General features: G+C 42.7%; 27 protein-coding genes. 11 read left to right on the top strand and 16 right to left on the bottom strand.

Going from position 1 to position 26,628, the window contains the following annotated elements; all coding sequences use genetic code 11:
• Positions 1–41 precede the first annotated feature (41 nt).
• The 5 genes from DW205_RS08670 to DW205_RS08650 all read left to right on the top strand — a co-directional run bounded on the left by DW205_RS08670 (position 42) and on the right by DW205_RS08650 (position 4,600).
• Entirely contained in the window at positions 42–1,742 is a 1,701-nt protein-coding gene (locus tag DW205_RS08670; protein WP_005862711.1) for an alkaline phosphatase, read from the top strand.
• Positions 1,743–1,816: 74 nt separating this feature from the next.
• Positions 1,817–2,737: an aspartate carbamoyltransferase gene (gene pyrB / locus DW205_RS08665; protein ID WP_005857322.1), complete on the top strand. Its 921-nt coding sequence runs from the start codon at positions 1,817–1,819 to the stop codon at positions 2,735–2,737.
• A 12-nt stretch (positions 2,738–2,749) separates the two neighbouring features.
• Positions 2,750–3,214 carry an aspartate carbamoyltransferase regulatory subunit gene (pyrI, locus tag DW205_RS08660; protein WP_005862713.1) on the top strand — a complete coding sequence of 155 codons (465 nt, stop codon included), beginning with the start codon at positions 2,750–2,752 and terminating at the stop codon, positions 3,212–3,214.
• A gap of 92 nt (positions 3,215–3,306) precedes the next feature.
• Complete coding sequence (locus DW205_RS08655; RefSeq protein WP_005862715.1) at positions 3,307–3,873, top strand: flavin reductase family protein; 567 nt, start codon at positions 3,307–3,309, stop codon at positions 3,871–3,873.
• 4 nt (positions 3,874–3,877) lie between these two features.
• A complete protein-coding gene (locus DW205_RS08650) occupies positions 3,878–4,600 on the top strand; it encodes a porin family protein (RefSeq protein ID WP_005857327.1) in 723 nt (240 codons plus the stop codon).
• A 9-nt stretch (positions 4,601–4,609) separates the two neighbouring features.
• On the opposite strand, the gene DW205_RS08645 is transcribed toward DW205_RS08650, so the two are convergent.
• On the bottom strand, positions 4,610–5,884 hold the full coding sequence (locus tag DW205_RS08645) for a hemolysin family protein (protein ID WP_005857328.1): 1,275 nt from the start codon (positions 5,882–5,884) through the stop codon (positions 4,610–4,612).
• Positions 5,885–6,052: 168 nt separating this feature from the next.
• On the opposite strand from DW205_RS08645, the gene pheS reads away from it, so the two are divergent.
• The gene (gene pheS, locus DW205_RS08640; RefSeq protein WP_005857329.1) at positions 6,053–7,072 is read left to right on the top strand and encodes a phenylalanine--tRNA ligase subunit alpha; all 1,020 of its coding nucleotides are present in this window, start codon (positions 6,053–6,055) and stop codon (positions 7,070–7,072) included.
• Positions 7,073–7,143: 71 nt separating this feature from the next.
• Entirely contained in the window at positions 7,144–7,530 is a 387-nt protein-coding gene (crcB, locus tag DW205_RS08635) for a fluoride efflux transporter CrcB (protein WP_008772297.1), read from the top strand.
• Between the two features lie 70 nt (positions 7,531–7,600).
• On the opposite strand, the gene DW205_RS08630 is transcribed toward crcB, so the two are convergent.
• The 15 genes from DW205_RS08630 to DW205_RS08565 all read right to left on the bottom strand — a co-directional run bounded on the left by DW205_RS08630 (position 7,601) and on the right by DW205_RS08565 (position 22,908).
• Positions 7,601–8,377: a glycosyltransferase gene (locus DW205_RS08630; RefSeq protein ID WP_005862719.1), complete on the bottom strand. Its 777-nt coding sequence runs from the start codon at positions 8,375–8,377 to the stop codon at positions 7,601–7,603.
• Between the two features lie 2 nt (positions 8,378–8,379).
• On the bottom strand, positions 8,380–9,690 hold the full coding sequence (locus DW205_RS08625) for a UDP-glucose/GDP-mannose dehydrogenase family protein (protein WP_005862721.1): 1,311 nt from the start codon (positions 9,688–9,690) through the stop codon (positions 8,380–8,382).
• 136 nt (positions 9,691–9,826) lie between these two features.
• Positions 9,827–9,958, bottom strand: coding sequence for a hypothetical protein (locus DW205_RS22735; protein WP_005862723.1), 132 nt, complete (start codon positions 9,956–9,958; stop codon positions 9,827–9,829).
• Positions 9,955–10,269 carry a nucleotidyltransferase domain-containing protein gene (locus DW205_RS08620; protein WP_008778387.1) on the bottom strand — a complete coding sequence of 105 codons (315 nt, stop codon included), beginning with the start codon at positions 10,267–10,269 and terminating at the stop codon, positions 9,955–9,957. Before DW205_RS08620 ends, DW205_RS22735 begins: the two co-directional genes overlap by 4 nt.
• Positions 10,270–10,410: 141 nt before the next feature.
• A complete protein-coding gene (locus tag DW205_RS08615) occupies positions 10,411–11,688 on the bottom strand; it encodes a hypothetical protein (protein WP_005862725.1) in 1,278 nt (425 codons plus the stop codon).
• 12 nt (positions 11,689–11,700) lie between these two features.
• Positions 11,701–13,080 (bottom strand): phenylacetate--CoA ligase family protein, encoded by a 1,380-nt coding sequence (locus tag DW205_RS08610; RefSeq protein WP_005862728.1) that lies wholly within the window; start codon positions 13,078–13,080, stop codon positions 11,701–11,703.
• On the bottom strand, positions 13,077–14,393 hold the full coding sequence (locus tag DW205_RS08605) for a DUF362 domain-containing protein (protein WP_005857336.1): 1,317 nt from the start codon (positions 14,391–14,393) through the stop codon (positions 13,077–13,079). Before DW205_RS08605 ends, DW205_RS08610 begins: the two co-directional genes overlap by 4 nt.
• 19 nt (positions 14,394–14,412) lie before the next feature.
• Positions 14,413–15,501, bottom strand: a complete 1,089-nt coding sequence (locus DW205_RS08600; RefSeq protein ID WP_005862730.1) for a glycosyltransferase — start codon at positions 15,499–15,501, stop codon at positions 14,413–14,415.
• 2 nt (positions 15,502–15,503) lie between these two features.
• The gene (locus DW205_RS08595) at positions 15,504–16,496 is read right to left on the bottom strand and encodes a glycosyltransferase family 1 protein (protein ID WP_005857338.1); all 993 of its coding nucleotides are present in this window, start codon (positions 16,494–16,496) and stop codon (positions 15,504–15,506) included.
• Positions 16,496–17,554: an EpsG family protein gene (locus DW205_RS08590; RefSeq protein WP_005862732.1), complete on the bottom strand. Its 1,059-nt coding sequence runs from the start codon at positions 17,552–17,554 to the stop codon at positions 16,496–16,498. Before DW205_RS08590 ends, DW205_RS08595 begins: the two co-directional genes overlap by 1 nt.
• A 5-nt stretch (positions 17,555–17,559) precedes the next feature.
• Positions 17,560–18,564, bottom strand: a complete 1,005-nt coding sequence (locus DW205_RS08585; RefSeq protein WP_005857340.1) for a glycosyltransferase — start codon at positions 18,562–18,564, stop codon at positions 17,560–17,562.
• 28 nt (positions 18,565–18,592) lie between these two features.
• The gene (locus tag DW205_RS08580) at positions 18,593–19,477 is read right to left on the bottom strand and encodes a glycosyltransferase family 2 protein (RefSeq protein ID WP_005857341.1); all 885 of its coding nucleotides are present in this window, start codon (positions 19,475–19,477) and stop codon (positions 18,593–18,595) included.
• 37 nt (positions 19,478–19,514) lie between these two features.
• A complete protein-coding gene (locus DW205_RS08575; protein WP_005862735.1) occupies positions 19,515–20,777 on the bottom strand; it encodes an oligosaccharide flippase family protein in 1,263 nt (420 codons plus the stop codon).
• Between the two features lie 151 nt (positions 20,778–20,928).
• The gene (locus DW205_RS08570; RefSeq protein ID WP_005862737.1) at positions 20,929–22,482 is read right to left on the bottom strand and encodes an ATP-binding protein; all 1,554 of its coding nucleotides are present in this window, start codon (positions 22,480–22,482) and stop codon (positions 20,929–20,931) included.
• 66 nt (positions 22,483–22,548) lie between these two features.
• Positions 22,549–22,908: a hypothetical protein gene (locus DW205_RS08565; protein WP_005862739.1), complete on the bottom strand. Its 360-nt coding sequence runs from the start codon at positions 22,906–22,908 to the stop codon at positions 22,549–22,551.
• A gap of 194 nt (positions 22,909–23,102) precedes the next feature.
• Here DW205_RS08565 and DW205_RS08560 point away from each other — a divergent pair, with 194 nt between their 5' ends.
• The 4 genes from DW205_RS08560 to DW205_RS08545 form a co-directional block, all read left to right on the top strand.
• Positions 23,103–23,672, top strand: coding sequence for a BT4734/BF3469 family protein (locus tag DW205_RS08560; protein ID WP_005862741.1), 570 nt, complete (start codon positions 23,103–23,105; stop codon positions 23,670–23,672).
• Between the two features lie 36 nt (positions 23,673–23,708).
• On the top strand, positions 23,709–25,547 hold the full coding sequence (locus DW205_RS08555; RefSeq protein ID WP_005862743.1) for a DUF3987 domain-containing protein: 1,839 nt from the start codon (positions 23,709–23,711) through the stop codon (positions 25,545–25,547).
• A 96-nt stretch (positions 25,548–25,643) separates the two neighbouring features.
• Positions 25,644–25,850, top strand: a complete 207-nt coding sequence (locus tag DW205_RS08550; RefSeq protein ID WP_005857347.1) for a DUF4248 domain-containing protein — start codon at positions 25,644–25,646, stop codon at positions 25,848–25,850.
• 314 nt (positions 25,851–26,164) lie between these two features.
• A partial coding sequence (locus DW205_RS08545) for an HU family DNA-binding protein (RefSeq protein WP_121963076.1) occupies positions 26,165–26,628 on the top strand: 464 nt, incomplete at its 3' end.

The following is a 26,628-nucleotide window of genomic DNA, read 5'->3' as shown; positions in this document are numbered from 1 at the left end:
TTTAATAGAAGAACTTGTTATACATTATTAAATTAAAGCACATGAAAAAAACATTAGCTTTTCTACTTTTGCTGGCTATTATCATTATGCCGGCCAATGCCATGGAAAAGGAGAACGTGAAGCCTGTCAAGAACGTGATTCTCTTAATCCCGGACGGAACCTCATTGGCGACTATCTCTATCGCCCGTTGGTTGCAATGGTACCAAGATCCCAGCAAACCGAAATTGAACATCGACCCGTATTTGTGCGGAACGGTGCGTACGCATTCTTCTAACGCCCCTATCGGCGACTCCGCTCCTACTACATCATGCTACATGACCGGACAGCCGAGCCGTACGGGTTATGTATCCACTTACCCGGAGAACGACGGTGATAACGATATCTACCCGACCGACCCGGCCCGTGCCTTCCAACCGCTTACCACCGTATTGGAGGCTGGCAAGATGTTGCAGGGCAAAGCTACAGGATTGGTTTTCACTTGCGAATTCCCGCACGCTACCCCGGCGGACTGCTCCGCTCATAGCTACAATCGTGGTAAATACGACTGGATCGCTCCGCAGATGGTTCATAATGATATCGATGTCGTTATCGGTGGTGGAGTTTCTATCCTTACAAAGGATATGGAAGATTATCTATTGGCGAACGGATACAATGTTTATAAAAATGACTTGAAAGGTATGCGTGCCGATAATAATCAGAAGATGTGGGCTTTATATGGCAACAAGGAAATGGCTTACGATATCGACCGCAATCCGGAAGAGCAACCTTCTATCGAGGAAATGACTCGTAAGGCGATCGACAAATTATCCAAGAACCCGAATGGCTTCTTCTTAATGGTAGAAGGCAGTAAGGTAGACTGGGCCGCTCATGGAAATGACCCGGTAGGTATGGCTACCGATTTCTTGGCATTCGATCGTGCCTGCGGTGCCGCATTGGAGTTCGCACGCAATAACGGCGAGACTGCCGTTGTCATCGTACCCGACCACGGAAACAGCGGTATCAGCTTAGGTAGAAGAGATTGTAAAGGTTACGATAAATTGACGAAAGATCAATTGTTCCACCAATTCTCCCTGTATAAATTGACCGCCGAGGGTTTCGCCAACAAGGTAAACAGCGTTCCTAACTCAGAAGTGCAGAACGTATTCCGCACCTACGCCGGCTTCGAGCTGACTCCGGAAGAGATGAACGCATTGAACAATTGCAAAGATTATAAGAATAGCCCGATACCGGAAGACCAACGCAAACCGGAAGATAATTCCTCCATGTACAGTGGCTCGTTAACCGGATTGATGGCGCATATCATCACTTCCCGCACTTGCTTCGGTTTCACGACCGGCGGCCATACGGGCGAGGAAGTATTCCTTGCCGCTTACCATCCGCAAGGAACCTTACCCATAGGTATGAATACGAACATCGAGCTGAATGAGTACTTATGCAATTTGTTCGGATTGACACACGATAACTTGGAAAATCTTACAAGCAAGAACTTCGCACGCCACACGGACGTATTCGAGGATTACACTTGCGAGATCGTCCCTGCCGCCGACGAGAAAGGTTCTCCAACCTTGATCGTTAAGAACAAGAAAGATAAGAAAAAACAGCTAACGATCACCCCGTTCTCCAATATCGTGAAGTCCGGGAAGAAAGGCCAAGATGAGATACGGTTAAACTCTGTCGTCGTTTATGTCGATAAAAATAACACGTTCTATCTTCCGGCAAGTCTAGTTGATTTCTTAAAATAAAATCTAAAGCGGAGGCCCTTCGGTCTCCGCTTTTTTTATACATTCGCGTACATAAGACAGAATATACACAACCTATGAAAAGTAAAAGTTTAGTTTCTATCGATCAATGTTCCAAAGAGGACATTCTTCGTATTCTGGATAACGCAAGGAAGTTTGAGGAGAATCCGAATCGGAAATTACTGGAAGGCAAAGTCGCCGCCACCCTGTTCTTCGAGCCCTCTACACGTACGAGACTGAGTTTCGAGACAGCCGTAAACCGTTTAGGTGGACGGGTGATCGGTTTCTCGGACGCTTCCACGACTAGTTCCTCCAAGGGCGAAACCTTGAAAGATACGATCTTGATGGTAAGCAATTACGTGGACTTGATCATTATGAGACATCATCTGGAAGGAGCCGCCCGCTATGCTTCCGAGGTGACGGATGTCCCTATCATCAACGCTGGTGACGGGGCGAACCAACATCCCTCGCAAACCATGCTGGACCTGTATTCCATCCGCAAGACACAAGGCAAGCTGGATAACCTCACCATCACGATGGTCGGCGATTTGAAGTATGGCCGTACGGTTCACTCCTTGATCGTGGGAATGTCTCACTTCCATCCGACCTTCCACTTCGTCGCGCCGAACGAGCTGCGCATGCCGGACGAGCAAAAGAACTTCTGCGACAAGCACGGACTCAAATACGAGGAGCATACCGATTTCACGGAAGATATCATCAACCAGACGGATATCCTTTATATGACCCGTGTACAACGTGAGCGTTTCACAGACTTGGAAGAGTACGAGCGGGTAAAGAACGTGTATATCCTGCGTAACGACATGCTGAGAAACAGCCGTGAGAACCTGCGTATCTTACATCCGCTACCCCGTGTGAATGAGATAGCTTACGATGTAGATGACAATCCAAAGGCTTATTACATCCAGCAGGCACGCAACGGGCTGTTCGCACGCCAAGCTATCATTTGCGAAGTTTTAGGTATATCTATCGACGAATAAAAACGAAGTTTTATGTCAGCAGAAAAGAAAAAAGAGTTGCAGGTAGCCGCTTTAGAGAACGGTACCGCCATAGACCATATTCCTCCCAGCCAATTATTCAAGGTAGCCTCTTTACTGGGACTGGAGAAAATGAACAATACGATCACGATCGGCAATAATTTCCATAGCAACAAGATGGGATGCAAGGGTATGATCAAGATCGCCGACAAGTTTTTCGAGGAGGACGAGATCAACCGTATCGCCATGATCGCCCCGAATATTATATTGAACATTATCCGTGATTATGAGGTTGTAGAGAAGAAGACGGTTACTTTACCCGACGAGCTGATTGGCTTGGTCAAATGTAACAATCCGAAATGTATCACCAATAATGAGCCGATGCTTTCCCGCTTCCACGTGATCGACAAGGAGAAGGGAACCATTAAATGTCATTATTGCGAACGTAAGATTAATAAAGAAGACATAATCATTAGATAATTGAAAATTAAGAATTGAGAATTGAGAATTAGCTTTACGGAATCTTTAATTCTCAATTCTCAACTTTCAATTATAAAAACGCAGTTTTTATTATGAAGCACGATTGGAAACCGGGAACCATGATCTATCCATTGCCAGCCGTAATGGTGAGTTGTGGAAATGAGCCTTCCGAGTACAATATAATAACAGTCGCATGGGTCGGTACGATTTGTACGAATCCGGCGATGTGCTATATATCCGTACGTCCGGAACGATTCTCTTATCCGATCTTGAAGAAGAATATGGAATTCGTCATCAACTTGACGAATCGTGAGCTGGCCTACGCCACGGATTGGTGCGGGGTAAACTCAGGGAAAGACCATCATAAATTCGAGGAGATGAAGCTCACTCCCGGAAAAGCGACCGTCGTTAACGCCCCTACGATAGACGAGTCTCCGCTTTGTATCGAATGCCGGGTAAAAGAGGTAATCGCTCTCGGAAGTCATGATATGTTTATCGCTGATGTCGTAAACGTACAGGCCGATGACCGATATCTAGACCCAGAGACAGGGGCTTTTGATATGCAGAAAGCGGATCTTTTGGCTTACTCGCATGGTAAGTATTACGGGTTAGGTGAATTTGTCGGTAAATTCGGCTGGTCCGTGAAAAAGAAAAAATAACGGTATGAAAAAAGTCTACCTTATAGGAGCGTTGCTATCTTTCGGTCTGTTAGCAGAAGCCCAGAGCTTCATGCGTTTCGAGGACAAGGCATTCAACTTTGGAGCCAAAGTAGGATTCAACGCCACTTTCCCAGTCATAAACTCCCTTTCCATCAATGGGAAGGAAGCGGAGAATATAGACATCGAATATAAGGTAGGTTATCTGGCCGCGGTCTTTTGCCGGGTCAATATCGAACGGTTCTTCCTCCAGCCTAGTTTCTCATGGCATCGTTCTGAGGGAAATATCCGTTTTTCCATACCTCAAAGTTTGCCGGAAAATAATATGATGTCCAATACATCGGCAACTACCGACCTCTTGATGATGAAAACCAGTTCCTTAGAGGTTCCCATAATGGTAGGCTATAACCTAGTGAAGAAAGGGCCTTACGGACTTAGCCTTATGGTCGGCCCCAAATTAAAATACAACTATAAGATCGCCTATACGGTAGAGTCTTCCACCACGCATGTAGAATACGTGAATGACAACACCCCGTTCGGAGTCAATATCGCTACGGGCGTAGGGGTTAGCATCGGACGGCTATTCTTCGACTTTGTCTATGAGTTCGGATTGAATCAAGTGGAATCCGATTTCGAGAAAGTCAACAACCCGGTTCCCGAGATTAATTATGATATCAATATTGACAAGCGAACGAACGTGATGAGTATCTCACTCGGCGTACTCTTCTAAAAAGACATTTTACCCATTTTTCAAGTACTTGACCAAAACCTTATCGATCCGGGCGCCATCCATATCTACGATCTCGAACTCAAAGTCCAGCCACTTTAATTTCTCACCCGTCTTCGGTACACGTTCCAATATCTCTAGGATCAAGCCGCTCAAGGTATTATAATCATGCTCGGCATACAAATCCTCCATGTCGAAATATTCCAAGAAATCATAGAAAGAATATTGGCCGTCCACCAACCAAGTACCATCCTCACGTTGTATGATCTCGGACTCCTCTCCGACTTCCGGTACTTGTCCGATTAAGCCTTCCATAATATCCTTCAAGGTTACGATACCTTGGATACCTCCGAACTCATCCGTAACGAGTCCATATTTCACGTGTGTCTGCTTGAAAGATTCCAAGGCATTATATACGCTCTGGTTCTCGGGAACGAACTGTGCCGGGCGAAGTACTTGGTTGATCGAGAAATCCGGTTGATCGATCCTTCCGAACAAATCTTTCAGATAAACGACTCCTACTATATTATCGAACTTCTCTGAAGCCACGGGATATATATTAAATAAGTTCTCCTCCACTTTCTCCCGAATCTTCTCCGTACTATCCGTCACATCCAGCCAAACCAGCTCGCTACGATGCGTCATGATAGAACCCACGTTACGGTCTCCCAGATTAAAGACCCGCTCTACGATGTCCTGCTCTACCTCTTGCACCTCGCCACCGTCGAAGCCCTCTTTCACGATCGCCTTGATTTCTTCCTCTGTTACCCTATTTTCCTCTTTCGTATCCACACCCGTCATCTTCACAGCCAACGCCGTACTCTTTGAAAGTAGCCAAACAAAAGGAGAGGATATCAAGGAAAGAAAATTCATGGGTTTAGCAACTAACATAGAGACCTTCTCGGCACACCCCATGCCGATCCGCTTCGGTACCAACTCTCCGAATATAAGTGTAAGATACGTCACGATAATAACGATCGTCGTTTTAGCGATCCCCAACGCATACGGTTCTAGGGCCGGTATTTGCGCTATTATAACAGCGAAATTATGAGCTAACGCCTCGCCAGAGTACAAACCGGTCAAGATACCGATCAAGGTAATTCCGATCTGGATGGTTGAGAGAAACTTATCCGGCTCATTTGCCAGCTTCAAAGCAGTGCCCGCAGATTTATTACCACGTTTCGCTTCGGTTTCCAACCTAGCCTTCCGGGCTGAGACCAAGGCGATTTCCGACATCGCAAGAATTCCATTCAGTAAGATAAGGCCAATAATAATGACTATTTCCATTAATTAATTTATAGTTTGATTATGCTGCGAAGATATATAAATACTTTAATATATAAAACAAGACACCTAAGTGTCTGCGCTTACATTTAACTAAAAAACCTTACGAATCCCTTGCGGTTTCAAAAGAAAGGCGTACTTTTGCATGACAAATACAAAGTGTGATTAGAAATGCTCGATAAAATTAAGGCTCTGCTTCAAGAAGTAGAGAATATGAAAGCGGCAAATGCCGAGGAACTAGAAGCTTTACGTATAAAGTATCTCAGCAAAAAAGGCGAGATATCGGCGTTGATGAATGATTTCCGTAATGTAGCGGCTGATCAAAAACGTGAGGTTGGCAAATACTTGAACGAACTAAAGGAAACAACCCAGAGCAAGATCAACGAATTAAAAGAAAGCTTTGAGAATGTACAGACCGCAAACGATGATATCGATTTGACTCGTACGGCTTACCCGATCGAACTAGGCACTCGTCATCCTCTATCACTTGTAAAGAAAGAAATTTGCGATATATTCGGACGGTTAGGATTCAGCATCGCTGAGGGACCGGAAATCGAGGACGATTGGCATGTCTTCTCTTCCTTGAATTTCGCCGAGGACCATCCTGCCCGCGATATGCAAGATACGTTCTTTATCCAGCATAACCCGGATGTATTGCTTCGCACACATACTTCTTCCGTACAGACCCGAGTAATGGAAAAGCAAGAACCGCCTATCCGTATCATCTGTCCGGGACGTGTATATCGTAATGAGGCTATCTCCTATCGTGCTCACTGTTTCTTCCATCAAGTAGAAGCGTTATATGTAGATAAGAACGTCTCATTCGCCGACTTGAAACAAGCCTTGTTGTTCTTCGCCAAGGAAATGTTCAGTCCGGATACAAAAATTCGCTTGCGTCCTTCTTACTTCCCGTTCACGGAGCCATCCGCCGAGATGGACATCTCCTGCAACATTTGTGGAGGTAAGGGTTGCCCCTTCTGTAAAGGAACCGGTTGGGTAGAGATCCTCGGTTGCGGTATGGTAGACCCGAACGTGCTTGAGAACTGCGGTATCGATAGCAAGGTTTATTCAGGCTACGCGTTGGGAATGGGTATCGAGCGTATTACCAATTTGAAATACCAAGTAAAAGACTTACGCATGTTCTCGGAAAACGATGTTCGTTTCTTGAGACAGTTTGAGTCGGCCAATTAAATTGAAAACCTAAATCATTTACCATCTCCCCGGGCCTTAACCTAGCCCGGGGGAAACACACTAGGTTGATTATGATAAAGGTTTTTCTTTTAATAATAGGAGGAGCTATCGGATCTGCGCTACGGTTCGGAGTTTCTACGTGGGTGCAACGATCGATGCTTTACTCCTTTCCTTTTGGTATCTTGTCGGTCAATGTGATCGGCTCCTTTTTAATCGGCTTCTGCTGGAGTATAGCGGAAGCCTATAATTTTTCTATCAATACAAGAGCTTTCCTATTCACTGGTCTTTTCGGTGGTTTCACGACTTTCTCTTCTTTCGCTCTCGACACGATGGTACTTATGCGTACCGGAGAATACAAGATGGCACTACTCAATGTACTTGCCAGTAATATCCTTGGTTTGATAGCGGTCTTCCTTGGGATCATACTTGGGAAGAATATCATTGCAATGATCAAGTAAATAAATAAAAAAAAACGGCACAAGTCAGTCATGACAAGGCCGTGTTATATCGAATAAAGCTGTTTCCAAATTATCTATTTACTAACCTCAAGAATACTTTCTTAGAAAAATAAGAAGGTAAAAACAGAATAAAGAAATACAGATACGAAGCCATCGGGGAATATCCGAGAACCGTTCTATAAACACGTAAATTATACTTTATGAGAGACCATTTATTCCGAGAGATAGAACTTGAGTGAATTCGGTAAATCGCCAATGGCTCTTTCAAGCCGTAAGCGACCTCACAACGCCTAAGTATGGTAAGCCATAACCCCCAATCTTGCCGTTTACGTAATTCCGGCATAAAGACCTTTCCCACTTTCTCCGTATCATAGACAGCGGTCAAGCAGCCAATCCCATCATCACACCGCATAGAGAAATAGGTCTCCCTTCTTTTTCCGATAACAATGCTGGAAATCTTGCCACTCTCGTCGCAAGTCATATACGAGGTATAAGATAAGGCACAATCCTTCTCTCGCATAAAAGCCAACTGTTTCTCCAGCTTCTCCGGACGCCATCGATCATCACTATCGCAAAAAGCGATAAATCGTCCTTTGGCCTCCGAGATAGAGCGATTCCGGCAAACACCCGCCCCACAATTCTTTTCTAACCGGAACAACTTAATACGGGAATCCCTTTGAATATACCGCTCTATGATCTCAACAGAACGATCCGTAGAGCAATCGTCGGTAATCAACAGTTCCCAATTAAGATAAGTCTGAGAAAGAATCGACTCAATGGTTTCCGCTATAAAAGACGAAGAATTATAAGAAGGAGTAATAATGGAGACCAAACCGAAATTATCCATAACTATTTTCCGATACATTCATAGGTAAAGCCTAGCTCACCCAATTCCTTTGCGTCATAGATATTGCGACCATCCAGCAGCAAAGGTTGCCTCATCACTTTCTTGATCACGGCCCAACTTGGCAAGCGAAACTGTTTCCACTCGGTCAACAACAACAATGCGTCCGCATCGATTACCGCCTCATACATATCCTTCGCGTAAACAACCCGATCAGCAACTCTACGTTTGCACTCGCCTATCGCCACAGGATCAAACACCTTGACCACGGCACCCGCTTTCCGTAAAAGATCAATCATCACCAAAGAGGTAGCCTCACGCATATCATCCGTCTCCGGCTTGAAAGACAAGCCCCAGAGAGCGATCGTTCTCCCCTCCAAAGAGTCAAAATGTTTTCTAAGCTTCGTATAAAGGATCGTCTTCTGACGTTCATTCACCTCCTCCACGGCCTTTAGCACTCCCATCGGATAACCATTCTTTTCCGCCGTCTTGATAAGAGCCTTCACGTCTTTAGGGAAACAACTACCTCCATAGCCACATCCCGGATACAAGAATTTATTACCGATTCGACTGTCCGAACCGATCCCCTTCCGGACCATATTCACGTCAGCGCCAACCAACTCGCAAAGATTCGCTATATCATTCATGAACGAGATACGAGTAGCCAACATGGAATTAGCCGCGTACTTAATCATCTCCGCCGAGGGAATATCCGTAAAGATCACCCGGAAATTATTCAGGAGAAACGGACGATAGAGCTTGCTCATCATCTCCTTCGCCCTCTCCGACTCCACACCGACCACTACCCGGTCCGGACTCATGAAATCCTTGATGGCCGCACCCTCCTTCAAGAACTCCGGATTCGAGGCCACATCAAAGGGGATATCCATCCCACGTTTACTCAACTCCTCTTGAATCGCTGCCTTTACCTTCCGTGCCGTACCCACGGGAACCGTACTCTTGGTTACCAATACCGTATATTTCTTAATATATTGGCCAAACGTACGAGCCACCTCCAGCACATAACGCAGGTCGGCGCTACCATCCTCATCCGGTGGCGTACCCACGGCGCTAAAAACGATATCCACGTTATCCAGACAAGAGGCCAGATCCGTCGTAAAATGAAGTCTGCCTTCCTTGGAATTACGCAATACCATCTCTTCCAACCCCGGCTCATAAATCGGGATATTCCCCTCCAACAAGCCATTTATTTTCTCCCGGTTGACATCCACGCAAGTGACATCAACCCCCATCTCGGCAAAACAAGTCCCGGACACCAGGCCTACGTAGCCGGTGCCGACGATTGCGATATTCATAAGTTATAAGATTATATATTTCAGGAAATCTATAGAGAAGTCAAGTTTTGGTATACGTATATTACGCATATCAAGCCAAATGATATGCGATATTCAATTTTTTAAACTATTTACGGCAAAGAAGACAAGGATAGCCTCATGCTTTTCCCTCTATCAACGAAAGCAAGGTATTCAAATAATTATCAACAGAATCCATCAAGGGAAGAATCTCATTGGCATCCTTTCTTGCTATAACAAGGGCTTCCCGTTCTTCATCTGTTAGATTCATAGTTCTATACCATCTAATTCCACATTCTTGAAAAAAGGAGTACCTTTACGTTTCATCCATTCAGTAAAGGTATATAACTTAGTGCTAAAATATTCGCCAAATTGCCATCCTAGGTCGATTAAAGGATAGGCATAGGTATCAAAATCCGCAGAGGTTATCTTTTCCTTGTCCAACAATATTAGAATATCCCAATCCGATTCATCATGGACATCTCCACGGGCTTGCGAACCAAACAAAAAAACCTTTGTTCCAGCTGGCATCACTTGCTTTATCAAAGCCCTAAGAGAATATAATATATCGTCCTTCCTCATTGTTGTACAAAATAAACATATTATCATACGATCGATCATATTGATTTACAGCCATCGCACGATAGTTACCACCACAAATATACTTACTTTTAGCTAGGCCACAAATATTCTTCTTGATTTTTATCATATAAGACACCTTGCCTACATAGCCGGTACCGACAATGGCATTATATACAACCCCCGTTTTCCAGTACGAGGCGAATCAAAGCATAGGTACTTTCCAGAAGGGGATACTCTGGGATGTAAATCGCAAGCTATATGGCATTTAAAATCTTTCGTTTGAAACTCTTTGGGAGAATAGATACTTAGCAACAAATCCGCACTTTGAGTATTGATATCAGCCTTATAGATTTTTGCCATCCTATATTTATCCGGATAAGTATCCGCCACAAAAGACGTATCCGAGATAAAGGACTGATGACCATCCGAATTCAACACATCCCCTGCTATTATTTGATAATGATCTACATCTTTCATGTCATACAATACATGACAACTGTTACCATTTATAATGCAAGACGCTATCAATTGATTCCTGTTATTCCATACATAATGAGAACCGGACTCTTGAGTAGGTAAGGTAATAAGTCGCCGATCACGCAAATCATAAATCATGATCTTGGTATGCCGCCTCATATAATCCCCATCGGTTGGTATTTTCCGGTATAAGAAAGAAAGATACCGACCGTCTTTCGAGAACTCCGAATGGGTTACAAAATGCATATACCCCTGCCTATAGGATTCATCTTCCATCTGTGCCAACTCAGACAAAGAGATAAGCAACTCTGAAGTATTCTCCTTTAAATCCACCAAGAACAAACCGCTATCTTTAGGTGCCGGATCATCCAATTTCCCTCCATCCCGATAAGGATAACCATACCCGGGCATACAACGCTCCAAGCGCTCATAACTAAAAGAAGAGGCCAAAGATCTTTGTCCATCATGATAGACCGCATCAATCGGGCAGTCTATTACTTGGTATTCCCCTGTCGATAAATCATGAATCTTAGACACAAGCCGATTCGCTATCGCCGTATTATAAATCATCCGGTTCTTATCCAACCATTGCAGCCTGCATCCTTTATGATAATTCCATGCGTAAGAGGTATCCACCCTATGAAAGTCCTTTATAGGGCCTTGTTCCAAATCAAAATATCCGACATCCAGTCCATCAGACGGTAAAGGCATACGTAAATCCAACCTATTTTGATTCGCCAATAGCTTGGTCTCATCAAAAGAAAAAGGCGTGACATCGTGAAATCCAAAAAAGAAGCCTTCCCGGTATTGATAGGGAGAGGCGAAATACTCCTTCTTCCTTGGCAGCAAATCAAATATGCCTTGATACATATTCCGCACGAACTGCTTTAAGGCTGGATTTTTACGGACGAGGTTATAGATGGTAGATTCTAGTTTATTCATAAATCAACATGATTATTTTTTCAATTCAGAGACAACTGCCTTAAACTTCCCTGCTTTTGTACGGGGAATCTCATCCACATACTCAAATTTTACCTTTATGGTAGGGCTTATCCATTGAGATATATTTACCAACAATTTCTTCTCCGTAGCCACACTATAGGAATTCCTTCTCACAATACGTAAAATCATCTCCCCCGATACTTTTTGAGCTACTTGGCACTCCTTTATCTCCGATGTATCCTTGAATATATAGTCCAAACGTTGAATATGAAGCCCCTCTGGTGTAACTATATAGTCTTCATTCCGACCAACAATATCTTCTATAATTTGGCTATGTAATCCACATCCACATTCCCGGTCGGAGAACACTGCCGTATCCCCGTTTTGATAACGGATAAAAGGCATACCAAGATTAGCGAACCCGGTAGCCAAAATCTCACCCTGCACCCCATTCTCTACGGGAACAGCCAGATCCAATTCCATATGACCAATCTCGAAATCCTCGTGATAAACCGAGTGGGTACAATGGGTAGCGATAGCGGCTTGCTCAGAAAAACTATACAGCTCATGGATCTGTACATCTTTAAAAACAGTCTGTAAAATACTTTTCTGATTCTCATACAATTTCTCCGCTCCCGTGAATATGTGTTTAGGAGGAAAATCCAAAGCCATACCCACATTCATCAACTCATTCGCAAATGTGGTCATAATAGATGGATAGCCTATGAACATCTCTATACGTTTCAGATTAATCCAATTTACGATATCCCGAATCTTCTGTTCATTCAACTGATGCATATTTATGAAATAACGGTTCAAGGCTCTATCATATCTCCAAAAGGGAGGTCTCGAAGTTGAAATAGGAACAATAGGACGACCGGAGAAATTTATACAAGCTTTTCCGAGATCAAAGCCAAATCTATTTTTATATCTTTGGTCTACCGCCCAATAATAGGCTGCACTATATTTAGTCCAATAGAAGTCCAACGCTTTTCCCGTTGAGCCACTAGTATTAAATAGAATAAGATCTTTTTGAGGAATATTATTGGCAACCAAGCCAAGCCAATTCTCTCGAATTTCCTCTTTCGTCAGAATCGGGAACTTTTGCAAGTCTCCTAATTGTTTAAAATCAGAAGGAGATAAACCAGCATTAGCATATTTCTTTCGATAATAAGGACAGTGATTATAGGCCTGTTCCAATATCTTAAAAATATGTTCTTCTTTGTAAGAACGAATCTGTTCTTTTGACCAACCCTGGGTTGAGTTCAAGAAATCCAAGATCTTATAAAAGTCATCGTTGAAACGCTGTCTCTTTAGTTTGTAGCCGTGAAGAGAGACTGCGATATTTTGAAGCCAATAAGGAAGGGAAGAGTAAATAGATATAGTGTTCATTTGTCATTTGTCTTTTGATAATTAGGTAACTCGATATACCCCTTCCAGCCAAAATAAGGAACAAAATCAAAATGCTCCTTCTCTCTCAGTTCATCCAAGCTACCCCTCCAATCTTTAATATCACTAACTATATTTATAGTTTGTGGGTCAATTTCAGATATAGGCATTTCATGCTTTGAGAAAGCCTCATATACCACAGGTAATTTTCTCCAGTCAAAACCCATCAATGTCGTAGCCACAGTATCTACACTAGCGGGATCCTCTCCCGATATATAGACACCACATTCCTTTGGATCTCCTTGCATCGGACCAGCTCCTTCCATGGCAATAACACCATCTATAACTGAATAATAACGTTTTTTTGTTTTCCGAAACGTACCATCCGGATTCCCATATATCAGACAACGATTCAAATCCAGCGTCATTCGCCAAGTGGTATCATTCCCATACCAGTTCCCACTCCGGATTGTATTGTGCGTAGCGCCAAATACCTTCTCCCCCTCTGCACGAAGTATTTGAGCCATCTTAATTCCTATAAATGGAATATTGATTATTATCCTTTTTACGAACTTGGATCCCCATGTCTCGAACTGTCGTTTAAATGATGTATCAGGATAATCATCACCTCCATGTTTAGGAGATCCCCATGTGTGATGGGGTAAATAATTCTTATCAGCCGTTATCCCCACAAAATTCTTAATGCTTAAAGTAACACCTGTTTTTTTATGTGTTTTCATCTTCGGCAAAGAAATCACCACATCTGCCATAATAGGAGTAGCGCAAAGTAAATACTCTTGTATTGTTCCCTGATGATGTTTATTCAACTCCTCATAATTGGAGTCTGCTCCAAAATAATTACCTTCTCCCTTATGCCCATAAAACAAACTGTTCTTTTCTAAATTAAAAAGAACTGTTCCATTTGGGTCACCGGCCAATTTCTTTTTATGCGTGATAATCCCTTTCTCACTTGTCCACTCTTCATTCCGCAAATCAATTATTCGTACCGGCACTCCATACTTAGAGGTACAATCCGAAGCTATTTTTGTTAAGCCTAATTTTTTATCAATCTGCTCAAAAGAGGAATCGGTTTGAGGAGCGTCACAAATATAGACTTCTCCCTTTCCTCCTAATTTCTCACATACATAATTCGCTACATACCGAATCAACTCCGGAGATGTAACAACACATTTCCATTCATTTTTATCCGTTTCTTTTCCCTCTTTCACCAAATTTGGCTTCAATACCACCCGATCTCCCGGACGGATATCCATGAAATCAAGATAAGGAAATTGTTCATTTACATATACGTTCATATTCATTACGAATTAATATTCATCTACACAAGGATTGATACAATTGATTGTAACGATTCCCCATAACGGATACATCACATTTTTCACTCCGTTGTTTACATTTTTCAGAAACACTTTTATAGAATAATTGATCTTCCATCAACAGCCTTATTTTAGCCGCTAAATCTTTCTCATTATGAGGCTCAAAAAGAAGTCCTGCACCTTCTACTATATTCGACAGACCTTCCACATCCGAAGCGATAACAGGTTTTCCCGCAGCCATACCTTCTACTGCCGCTAAACCAAAACCTTCAAAATTGGATGACATAACAACAATATCTGATGCCTTCAAGATAGAAATAGCATCCTCCCTTACACTCAAAAATAAAATTCGTTTCGATAGATTGTAATATTGAGCAAGTTTTTGATACTCATCTAACAAGGGGCCATCTCCGACAAACAGAACATAAAAATCATCTGGTAAAAGAGCTAAAGCCTTTATAAGAGTCTTTTGATCTTTTTGTGGATAAAACCGACCTATTTGGACTATCAATTTTGCTTGAGAGGAAAGATTCAATTGTTCTCGGGCAATAATCTCACATTGCCGAATATTTTTTACATTAACACCATTGTTAATCACAAAAAACTGATACTTATTCCCTAGATACGATTTAAAAAATAGAGAAACTCCCTCTGAAATAGCAACAATTGCATCATATTTAGAATAAATAAATCTCTCTATAGGCTTCAATATCTTAAAAGACTGCCTATTGTTAAACGTACTATGTTCTGTCAATACCAATTTACAAGAAGCTGAAGAGAAATACTTTGCTAATGCCACCCAATAAAGAGCGGGAAACAGATGCACATGAACAATATCAAACTCTTTAATTATCTTTCTTAATTGAAAAAAGAATTTAGGATTATATAAAGAGTACCTTCTATTCTCTAAATAAATAACCTCACATCCCAACTTCTTTAAATCCTTTTCGTAAGAAGGAGACATTATAGACAAAGAAACAACCGTCACTAAGTTACCATGAGTAATTTGATAATCTACTAAATCTTTTACGATCTTTGCGGCACCATTTCCCCGCCACAATTGAGGGATAACATGAAGGATTCTCATTTTTAATTTTCTCTTTCTAGTTTAGTATACAAATCCATATAGCACTTCACGATAACAGGTAATTTAAATCGCTCAATATTTTCAAGTCCTCTCTTGATGAGATCATCACGATAATGATGATTTTTAATAAGTTTCATGACTCCATTCCTTATACTCTCTATACTATATGGATCCACCAACAAAGCAGCATCACCTGCTATTTCTTTCATAGGTTCCAAATCAGAAGTGAACACCACTCTCCCGACTGCTTGCCCTTCTATAATAGGCATTCCAAAGCCCTCATATAATGAAGGAAAAGAAACTATGTCACAATTCATATATTCATCTAATATTTCTTGATTAGACAAATCACACTTATAGACATATCTAATAGAATAAAAACGAAGCATATCCTCTATATCTTTTCTATATTTTCCCACAATATGCAATTCACAATTAATTCCTTTTAATGCAGGTATCAATCGTTCTAGATTTTTATTTTCAGCAGTTCCTATATGTAGAATAATCGGACAACCCTCATTAAATAGTTTAAATTTATAGTTATAATTTGTATCTAATGGATTATATATGATATGTATCTTATCTTTAAAACGAGGAAAATACGAAATAAGCTTCTCTCTCACCTCATTTGATATGCAAGTCACGTACGAAGCCTTTCTCATGGGAAGATAAAACCAAAGCCATTTAAAGATCATTTTTTTCAGCCCATGTTCAAAATCAAGAAATCTCGTATCATGAATGGTTAATACGACCTTTCCCTTACATAAAAGGATCGCATAATGCGTATCTCCCGTCAAATGAGTAATGCTATTACATAATCTTTTTACATAAAGAATGTTACGCAATAAATTACTAACACAAACTCTCGCATAGGGTAAGAAAATATTCTTAACAAGGACATTCTCCTTACGCAATCCGCTTTCCACAGTATTGAACACATGTTCTATACTATAATTTAAACCGGATTTTCTATAAACAAAAAATACATCTTTCATTAAAAACAAAATTGATAGGGAATAAATGGATTATAGCGACCGACTGAGTAATAATCAATACCTTTATAAAGCATACCAATAAAATAAACAAAGATCATTATTAGCATTATTATTTTTACACCTTTACCTTTATAACCATAAACCACATAAGAGACAATGAATACCTCATATATTGTGAAGTAGTTAGTACCTCTTGACACGATTATCTGAAAATCAGTTCCATTGAATATTGTATAAATAAGCAAAGATAAAAAGTAAAGGTTAAAGGAAAGCAACAATAACCCTTCTCGTTCTTTCTTCAATAGAGGATACGAAAGAAACAACCAAAGTGATTTCCGTGCTATTCCTAAAAAAGAAGCATTTACGCCTGTAGATTCTATTTCAGTATAGCCCATCAATCGTGTATCATCCCCTGATACATATGGTACTATCTCCCCAAAATATTTATCTATTACATCAAAGACAGATAGTCCGATACAAACAACCAGTAAAAGAACATAATATTTAGTCTTCAACTTGCTGTTCAAAAAATAAGCGACAGCAAATATCAATATAGACAAATGAAACGGGCAAGCCAATAATATAGACAAATAAAAAAAAATCCATTGACGGTTCAATATAAACCGAATACTATAAATACTGATAGCCAATGAGATCAATTGACGATTCATCCCTAATACGGGCAATAATGTGCAATAAAGACAAAAAAGAGTAAGTAAGGGATCTGGCGAATATTTCCTTATAGTGGGAAAGATTAATCCCCACACGATCACCGCTTCACAAAGCAAGAATACGTTATAATCTATCGTAAGTCCCCTTATCAGCTGATTAAACAAAACATATCCCGGCTCGAACTGTTCCCATTCATCCCATAAGCAATTTAAAAAGAACCGATAATAGTTTCCCCAATCCGTTCCCGTCTCCCACCGAAGGCCATCATGTAATACAAACAGGAAAAAAATGAATGTAAATAAAATATATCCAATCTTACGATTTGCCTTAAAATCGAGCCAAGAGCAACTATAAAGGAACAGTACCATAAATATATAGACAGCCATACTTGTCAAATTTTAGCTGCCTCATTCAATACATATTCAACCAAACTATCATAACTATAATGTTCCACAAAATGATTGTATATTAAGTTAGACAAGTCATATCTCTCTTGCGGATGATCTAGATAGTAGTTAATCTTCTCCACCGCATCATCAATTGTCCTAAATGATACAAGTTCCGGATCTATCGGTAGAAGATCTTTCAATATTGGACGATAATCACACAGTTGGAAAGCACCAGATCCATTAATCTCAAAGAACTTATTATTCACAGATTCGATCTCTGCGTAATGCAAATTATTAAATACAATCTTAGCCCCATACAATATCCGGGCCTTTTCCTTTCCTACTATATATTTTCCTTGGAAACAATCATCTAAATCAGAAGAGAAATAGGGACCCTTATTCCCAAACAAAGACAAGTGTATTCCTCGTTTTTTCATAAGAGCAAGCATTCTTGTCCGATATGGGTACATATTACCAAACGCCAGTACATCTATATTCTCTTCCTGTTCGCATGTCAATTTATCTCGCTTAGGCCGTTTATGGATACGTGTATTAAATGCCTCATTATACAACCTAACATTCAACTTCATGTTATCCCGCATGAATCTCATCATATAAGGATCTTTAGTAAAATAGAGGTCATAAGGTTCTACAAATAATTGCAGACGTTCAAGAGTTGTTAGTTGATCTGGATTTATATGGATAATATGGATTCTATTAAGCTTTATTATACGTACTAATTCCGGATGGATAAACCGATAAACCCCTATCACCAGATCCGGATCACGACGAAGAACACTATCAAGTACCCTATTAAACACACTCCGATCATAAGTTTCCGAGTATCTTCTGGCTAATGTATCAAATGTACGTAACCACTTATTAGTACTAACAGAAGAAGAGTAAATATCCACAATCGAACACGAATGCCCCTGTTGATTGAATGTTTCATTCAAGTTATATTCCAAAGAATCAAACGATTTCGATCCAACAATTACTATTTTCATATTTAGATAATTTTATACATACAAATATTTATTGTATTATCCTATAAACAACTTCTTTAAAGAATCGATATATACTTCTTAATTGAACATTAATATGTGTTTTATATATATAAATAATCATTTGCTTAAAAAATAACAATAGATCGATCTTTATAAGAGCTAAAACAAACCATAATGTATAATTATAATATTCTATTTTATTTATATCATAAAGAAAATCATTCACTTTATATCCAACCTTTATTCTTGATAAAAGATATTCCTTATTTAGAGAATACTGAAGAGATCCATATCTTACATTTCTTATATATACAATATAGTTGCAGATATCAATTTCTTTTGCTACATAGCCAACATTAACACTAAACCAAACATCATTTGAAGCGACAACTTCCTCAAATCTAATACTATACCTTTCTATCATACTAACTTTTACCATTTTTGCCCATGGCGAATAGCACCTATATCTTAAAGTATCACTTCTTTTCTTATAAAGGTCTTCTTCTAGATTAGTAACACACAACCCATCTTCTAAATCTTCTCCTGTTATTAAATCTATCGTTTTATATGGAATGTAAATTACGTCCATTACAGAATTCTCATAATCATCAAATAATCTATTTACATTTTCAGAAAAATAATCATCTGCATCAGAGAATAGCAACCATTTACCTTTTACATATTTTATACCTGTATTTCGGGCATATCCTGCACCTTTTCCTTCTTTTGTAAAAATAACTTCAACATTAGATCTATTTAAACCAGGAAACTTATCAAAATCTACAATATTAGGATCACTATTATCATCTACTACAATAATCTGTACATCCTCTCTATTGGGAATCGAATCCAAGCAACGTTGAAGTAAATTAGGAATATTTTTATGTGGAATAATTATTGAGTAATTTATCATTACATTAAAAAATTAAATTAATAAAAAACAGTAGCATTTATATTCTCTTTTTGAATCCCAACAGCTCTAAGCACCAATTCCTATAAATCAGCGTTACAAAGCAAAAAAACTCTACCGAAACGACCATCACCGTCATCGTATAAAGATTTACGTGTTGTGTAAGTAAAAGCAAAGTGATTCCTGTCATAAAAAATAAGCAATTATTCACCATCACACGCATATAAATAGCCGAATATCCAAACGGAACGAGGCGATTTCCTCCCATAAAACTATTGAAGGAAACTAAGATCACAGAAATACCCAGTAATCGTATAATAACAGAAGTCTCCTCCATATATTGCCCGATAAAAAGATACACAATCCAATCACTACAAAGACACACACATATATATGCCAAAAGCGCAGCTCCTGCGACCAAAAACATCACACGATTAACAAATCTAATATTACGTTCACGAGCTATCCTTGGGAAAACTGCTTGTGCCATCATTGAAATAGGGAGCTTCAAACATTGTATCACCTTATCAGCCATATCATAGATAGATACTTCTGACATACCAAGAATAGAACCTATCACTAATTTGTTTATATTCACGTAGATTTGAGTAGATAAACCCGAAACAAACAATGGAAGACTCTCCTTATAAGCTAATTTCAAATCTCTTATTGATATTATTGACAACCTTATCTTCTCTTTTCCTAATACGATATATAAAGATAGGCTACCTGCCAATATAGTGCCAATACCATTCAAGAGCGGCACCAACAAATAATCCTCCTGATTATGGATAAACAAGAATATAGCGACCACGAACAGCAAACGGGCCGACAAGTTTACGATCGCAATATATTTCATCTTCTCAATTCCTTGGAAGAACCAAATAGGTAACAAAAGCTCATTAAATGTCAATAAAAAAGTAAGGGCATAGACCCAATAATGATCCTTAAAAAACGGGACTATACTTATAACCGAAAAATATACGATCAAACAAATCAACCAAAGGATAAACTTACACAAATAAGTGGATGATACAATCCGAGATAGCCTCTCCTTATTCCCTTTATAAACCGCTACATTCTTCGCTCCGGACATATTGAATCCAAAGTTTATAACCAATGATACATAAGCTATAATCGTTTGAGCGAATACGATCACTCCATACAAATCCAAACCTATGATCCGTAATAAATAAGGATAAGTCAATAATGGGAATAAGATCGTAAAAACTTGCAATATGCTCAAGTAGGAAAAATTAGCCAGTACGGTCTTATTCCTACTCAGTTTCTCTCGTAAAGACATGATTTGTAAAGTGAATCTGTAGGTATACAAATATAAGAGTGAGTTCCATTTGGAACCTACCTATATTTAGATATTCAAATTTTATCGGTTATTCCTATTATCGTTTTATAGCTGCGGCTCTTTCATATAACGTGATCCACCTTTAGCGTTTTCAATTGATCTTCCACCCCTCGATCGTCCTCTTCTCCGTACTGAAATTAATCCCCACCTTCACCACCGGCAGGCCGCAGAGGGCGAAACGTTCGGGGTAATCCTTCAAATCGATTTGCTCCATGGCAGCTTCGGCGCTTTTGTCTAGTTTCAGCTCGATCACGTAAAGCGTGGAAGGTGTGCGGAGCACCATGTCCACACGGCCTTGCGGCGTACGGACCTCCACATCGACATAATTACCGATCAGCGTGAAAATGACATAGAGCAATTGCTGGTAATGGCCTTCGTAATGCGTGTTATCGCAATAGGGGATCGTGGAGAGATAGGTGCGCATCAAGCGCAACGCACCATCCATGTCACCGTTGTAGATCATCTCCGCCATTTCCGCCACCATCGTATTCAACTCGGCAGGACGTTGCACATAGTTGGGCAACAGGCTGCGCATCAAACCGATCCGGACCTCTTTATTCGGAATATCGAGCTTATAAAGACCGGAAAACGCCGAGTAGCCCTTGATCGTGATATAACCGCTTTGATAAAGTAATGGCGTGATGCTCGTCATCCGTTCCGTTGGTGCGTCAAAATCAGCCGCCACACATTTACGATTACCTATTTCTTGCGGGATCACGTGGTACTTACGCAGCATCTCGACCAAGTAGGTCGGCGTTCCGCTACCGAACCAATAAGAGTCGATCCGGCCATCGGCTAGCGCATTCAGCAGGCCGAACGGATTGTATATATCGGGCGACGGCCACGTGAAATGATAACCGTCGTAATTCTGTTTCAAGACTTCCAAGGCCTCTTCCGGAGTAACGCCGAGGTTGCCGGCCAAACGACCGATGCCCTCACCCATCTGTTCTCGCATCTCCTCTTCCGTGATACCGCAGATCGATCCATACTCGGGGAGCATACTGATATTCTTGATATTATTCAGCTCGCTGAAGATACTCAACTGGGAGAATTTCGTGATGCCGGTCAGGAAGACGAAACGCAGGTAAGGGTCGCATGCCTTCAGTGGGCTGTAGAAGTTGCGCATCACGTTGCGCAACACGGGCAGATTCTTCTCCTCATGCACCACATCCAGCAAAGGAGCGTCGTACTCATCGATCAAAACAACCACCTTTTGCCCGGTCTGCTCGAAGGCACGTTTGATAAGGCTCTCCAAGCGGTCGTTCACCATAAGCGCATTCTCATCACGCCCATAAATGGACTCCCACTCTGACAAACGACGCCCCAAATAATGTTCCAAACCCTCCCGATCCAAGTGCTTGCCGAGGCTCATATCGAAATGAAGCACCGGATAACTCTTCCATTCCTTCTCCAACTTCTCGATAGCCAAGCCCTCGAACAGCTCCTTCCGGCCCTCAAAGTAGCTGCGGAGCGTGGAGGTCAGCAAGGACTTACCGAAGCGACGAGGACGGCTCAAGAAGATATAACTCGACGCTCCATGCGTCATACGGTACACTAACTCGGTCTTGTCCACGTACACATAATTACCCTCCCGTAATTTCGAGAATGTCTGGATACCTATCGGATATAATCGTCGTTGCTCCATAGCCGTGAAGATTTATGATTTTATACTACAAATATAACACATTTCCGGCAAACCATCAACCATCAATCACAAATCCCCCCTCTCTTTCTCCACCCTCTCCCGCACCCTCCCCGATAGCGGATAACTCTGTTCCAGTATCCGGCTGCGGGAACATCGGAGTTCATTTCGCTCGGGCTCACGCTCCTTCTCCGGGAAATGGAAGGACACCAAGTGGAGGAAGGTGGCGTAGACACGGTCTAGTGATTCCAGCCGCAGACTGCCATCCGGATGGCTTGGACTCAACTTCGACAGTGTGTGGCGGCTGATACCCAAGAACACGGAAGCGTCTCGCACGGAGGACAGACCCCAACGATCCAAGATGAGGTATACCTCGAAGGACGCCACACGAATCCAAGGGTTCAGATCCGAGCTTTGCGGTTCGATCATTACGTCTCAAGGGGGAAATCTCTCCATGGTGAAACGCTAAAACCTTGAAGAAATATTAAAATAGGTTATAATACTCTTAAATTGGCACACCCATGAGTGCGCCACCCACAAATTCAAAGGCTATATCTTTACCTGCGATCCGAAGCGAAAGCCTTGGATCATCATTGTTTAAACCTTATTAAAAAACAAACACAATGGAAGAATCCATCATGTCTTTTTACAACGCTCCGATTACCAATCAAGTGCCAAACGGAGTGGTCAGTATCATCCAATTGCATGCCTACGTCAGCACCAATGAATGGCTACGGGAACGGACGGACCGCACACGTGTCGCACTGGACGACGAGAAACGGTTCAGGCAGTTGAAGCAAAGCCTGCTGCCCTATGTCACGCCCGCCGGGGTATTCTCCTACCGAAAGGAGGACCGGTTGCTTTTTCCCTCGGGTGAACTGGTTATCGATATCGATCATCTCGCCTCGCCCGAGGAGGCTTGTACGTGGCGAGACACGCTGTTCGCCGACGAGCGGCTACGCCCCGACCTCGCCTTCATCAGCCCCAGTAACACAGGCGTAAAGCTCTTCGTGCCTTATCGTTTGTCCGTTACCGCCACGATCGAGTGGGCCTTCGACGAGGCACGACGATCGGCTTGGGAATACCTTGAGTGGAGATACGGACTGAAAGCCGATACCTCAAACGCCGACCTGTCAAGGGCTTGCTTCCTCTGCCACGACTCTTCAGCCAAGCTGAGAAATCGTGGCAATTGAAAATTGAGAAATGAAAATTGAAAATTATATATTACCATGAACACTATTCAAGATTTAGAGCGGCTCGTGGCCGCTATCGAGAAACAGGGGGCGAACGTCGCTCCCACCTATCAAGAGTATATGCCGCTGGCCTTCGCTATCGCCAACGATTGCGGCGAGGCGGGACGGTCGTTGTTCCATCGCATCTGCCGTATCTCGGAAAAGTATGTGTCCGACGAGGCGGACAGACTCTTCGACCACGCCCTCAAAGGGGGTAACGGGCGAAACGGAATCGGGTCTGTCTATCACTGGGCAGAGACCGCCGGCGTGAAACTCGACAAGCAACTGGCCGGTACCGCCCGGAGCTACGCCGGGAAACAACCCGAAACTTGCGAACTTGCAAACTTGCAGCCCTCTCATCCTCTCACACACACCTGCGCACATGAGGCGTACATTAATATGCCCGTCTTCGGAAACTATGATTGGCCCCCTTTCTTGAACCAGCTCATCGACTGCGGTGACTCCCCGGCGCAACGGGATATCCTGCTGCTAGGTGCCGTCACCGTACTAGGCGCTACCCTCAACAAGCACTTGCGCATACTCTACGGACGTAAATACCATTATCCCTGCCTGCAAACCTTCATCGTGGCGCCTCCCGCCTCGGGAAAGGGGGCGCTCACTTGGGTACGCCACCTAGCCGAACCGATCCACGAGGCAATGATGGAGGAATTCAAATCCCTACGCAAGGAATACCGGCTGGAGAAGGCACGCTGGGGTTCCCTAGGCAAGGAGCGGGCGAAAACCCCTGAGCCGGAAGAGCCAAGGCCTAAGATGTTCCTGATCGCCGGCGATAACTCCGGAACGGGCGTATTGGAGAACCTCATCGAGGCGGACGGCGTGGGGCTGATCTGCGAGACCGAGGCGGATACCGTCAGCACCGCCATCGGCACGGATTACGGCCATTGGAGCGATACCTTGCGCAAATGCTACGATCATGACCGACTAGCCTTTAACCGGCGTATGAATCATGAGTATCTGGAATGTATGAAATCTTTTCTCAGTGTCTTGTTAAGCGGGACACCGGCACAGGTGAAACCGCTCATTCCCTCGGCCGAGAACGGATTGTTCTCACGCCAGATGTTTTACTATATGCCCTCCATCACCGAATGGGTAAACCAGTTCGACCTGTCCGATGAGGATTATGATTCCCGGTTCACCGGATGGGGCAAACAGTGGAAGACGTTCATCGAGTGGCTCGGCGCTTCCGTGAATCTCATTCAGCTCAAGCTGTCCGAAGAGCAAAAAATCCGTTTCAACGAACGTTTCGCACAACTTTTCGGCCATGCGGGTTTCACGCATGGGGGAGCCATGAGAAGCACCGTGGCACGTATCGCCATCAACATCTGCCGAATCCTAAGCGTGGTGGCCCTGCTACGAGCCACGGAAAAACTCCTCCCGCCACACAAAACAATTTTCAATTCTCAATTCTCCATTTTCAAATGCCCCGGTCTCTCCCCTTCCGATGACATACCGGAAGAGAATGTCCGAGACGGTATCGTACCGAAACTGGACCTGACAGCGACAGGGGCTGATTTCGAGGCCGTGCTCAACCTCACCGAGCCTCTTTACCGGCACGCTTGCCATATCCTGTCTATCCTGCCCGCTACCGACGTGCAACAACGGGAACCTACTCCTCAAGAGGCGCTATTCGATGCCCTCCCCCTCGCCTTCAACCGCCAAGAGGCGCTTCATGAGGCAAAGAGGATCGGCATGGGTACCGATACCCTAGATTCTCACTTACGGCGTATGCTGGAAAAGGGCGTGATCCAAAAGAACGCACGGGGTGAATATATATTCACGGCCAAACAACGCCAGACACCCCAATCCCCTTTATAATGTACATGTATGTGTGTGAGGTATGGAACCGACCGCAAGTTTGCAAGTTCGCAAGTTTCATTTTCCCAGATTCATAATCCATAAACAATAAATCAAATGTCCTTACCATTAAGAAAGTCCGCATTGGCGGCATCCTATTTCCCGGAACTGGCCTCCCATCAAGCCTGTAACCGTCTACGCCGCTGGATCATCCGATGCACGGAGCTGTACGACAAGCTGCGGGAGACGGGCTACCGTCCCGAGCAACGTATATTCACGCCACGACAGGTGGGGTTGATCATCCACTACCTCGGAGAACCGTAAATTAGTTGACAGGTGACAAGTGACAGTTGCGCACGGCGGTGAATTAACTGCCACTTGTCAACTATCAACTAGAACGCCCATCCAAGGCTCCTTATAATGCCCATTCAAAGAGGCTTACAATGCCTATCCAAAGGGGCTTACGATGGGCAGCGTAGTCCGGCGGCCATTGGCTACCATTATTCATTGTTAATTATTCATTATTCATTCCCTAAGGTATCACCCGGCATCACCGCCCCTTACGGCGGAACCTATCTTTGTAACGTTGATCAACAAACAATTAATTTTCTATTATCAACTTTTAATTTTCTATTACCATGCCACAAGCATTTCAAGCACGAAAGTTTTTTATCCCCAAGACGGATCCCAAGCAGGAGGTGTACAAGCCGGTTCCCTATTATTTCGGTACCCTGTCCACGCAAGACGCGGCCGATCAGATCGCCGAAGAGTCGTCGCTCACGAAGGGTGACGTATTGAACGTATTGGATCGTTATCAGCGGTATGTCATCAAGAACCTGCAGAAAGGCTACAAGGTGGAGCTGCTGGGGTTCGGAACCGTCTATAACCGCTTCGTCACGGAGAAGGGGGTAGCGACCGCCCCCGAGGTCAAGGCTACGCATATACGGACTATCGTACCGGGATTCTCGCCTTCCTATACCATACTGAACGGGGCACGACGGTACTCGCTGTTGGGCGAGAAAACTTCGTTGCTCAAGGTGACGATACTCGGGACGCCGGTGGAGGAAGGGGGCGGTTCCGATTCTGAGTCGCCTGATGAGAT

Source organism: Parabacteroides sp. AM17-47 (assembly GCF_003434625.1).
In the GTDB taxonomy this organism is placed as follows: domain Bacteria; phylum Bacteroidota; class Bacteroidia; order Bacteroidales; family Tannerellaceae; genus Parabacteroides; species Parabacteroides distasonis.
Note: the sequence above shows the minus strand (reverse complement) of the source record. Positions and strands in the feature narration are given on the sequence as shown.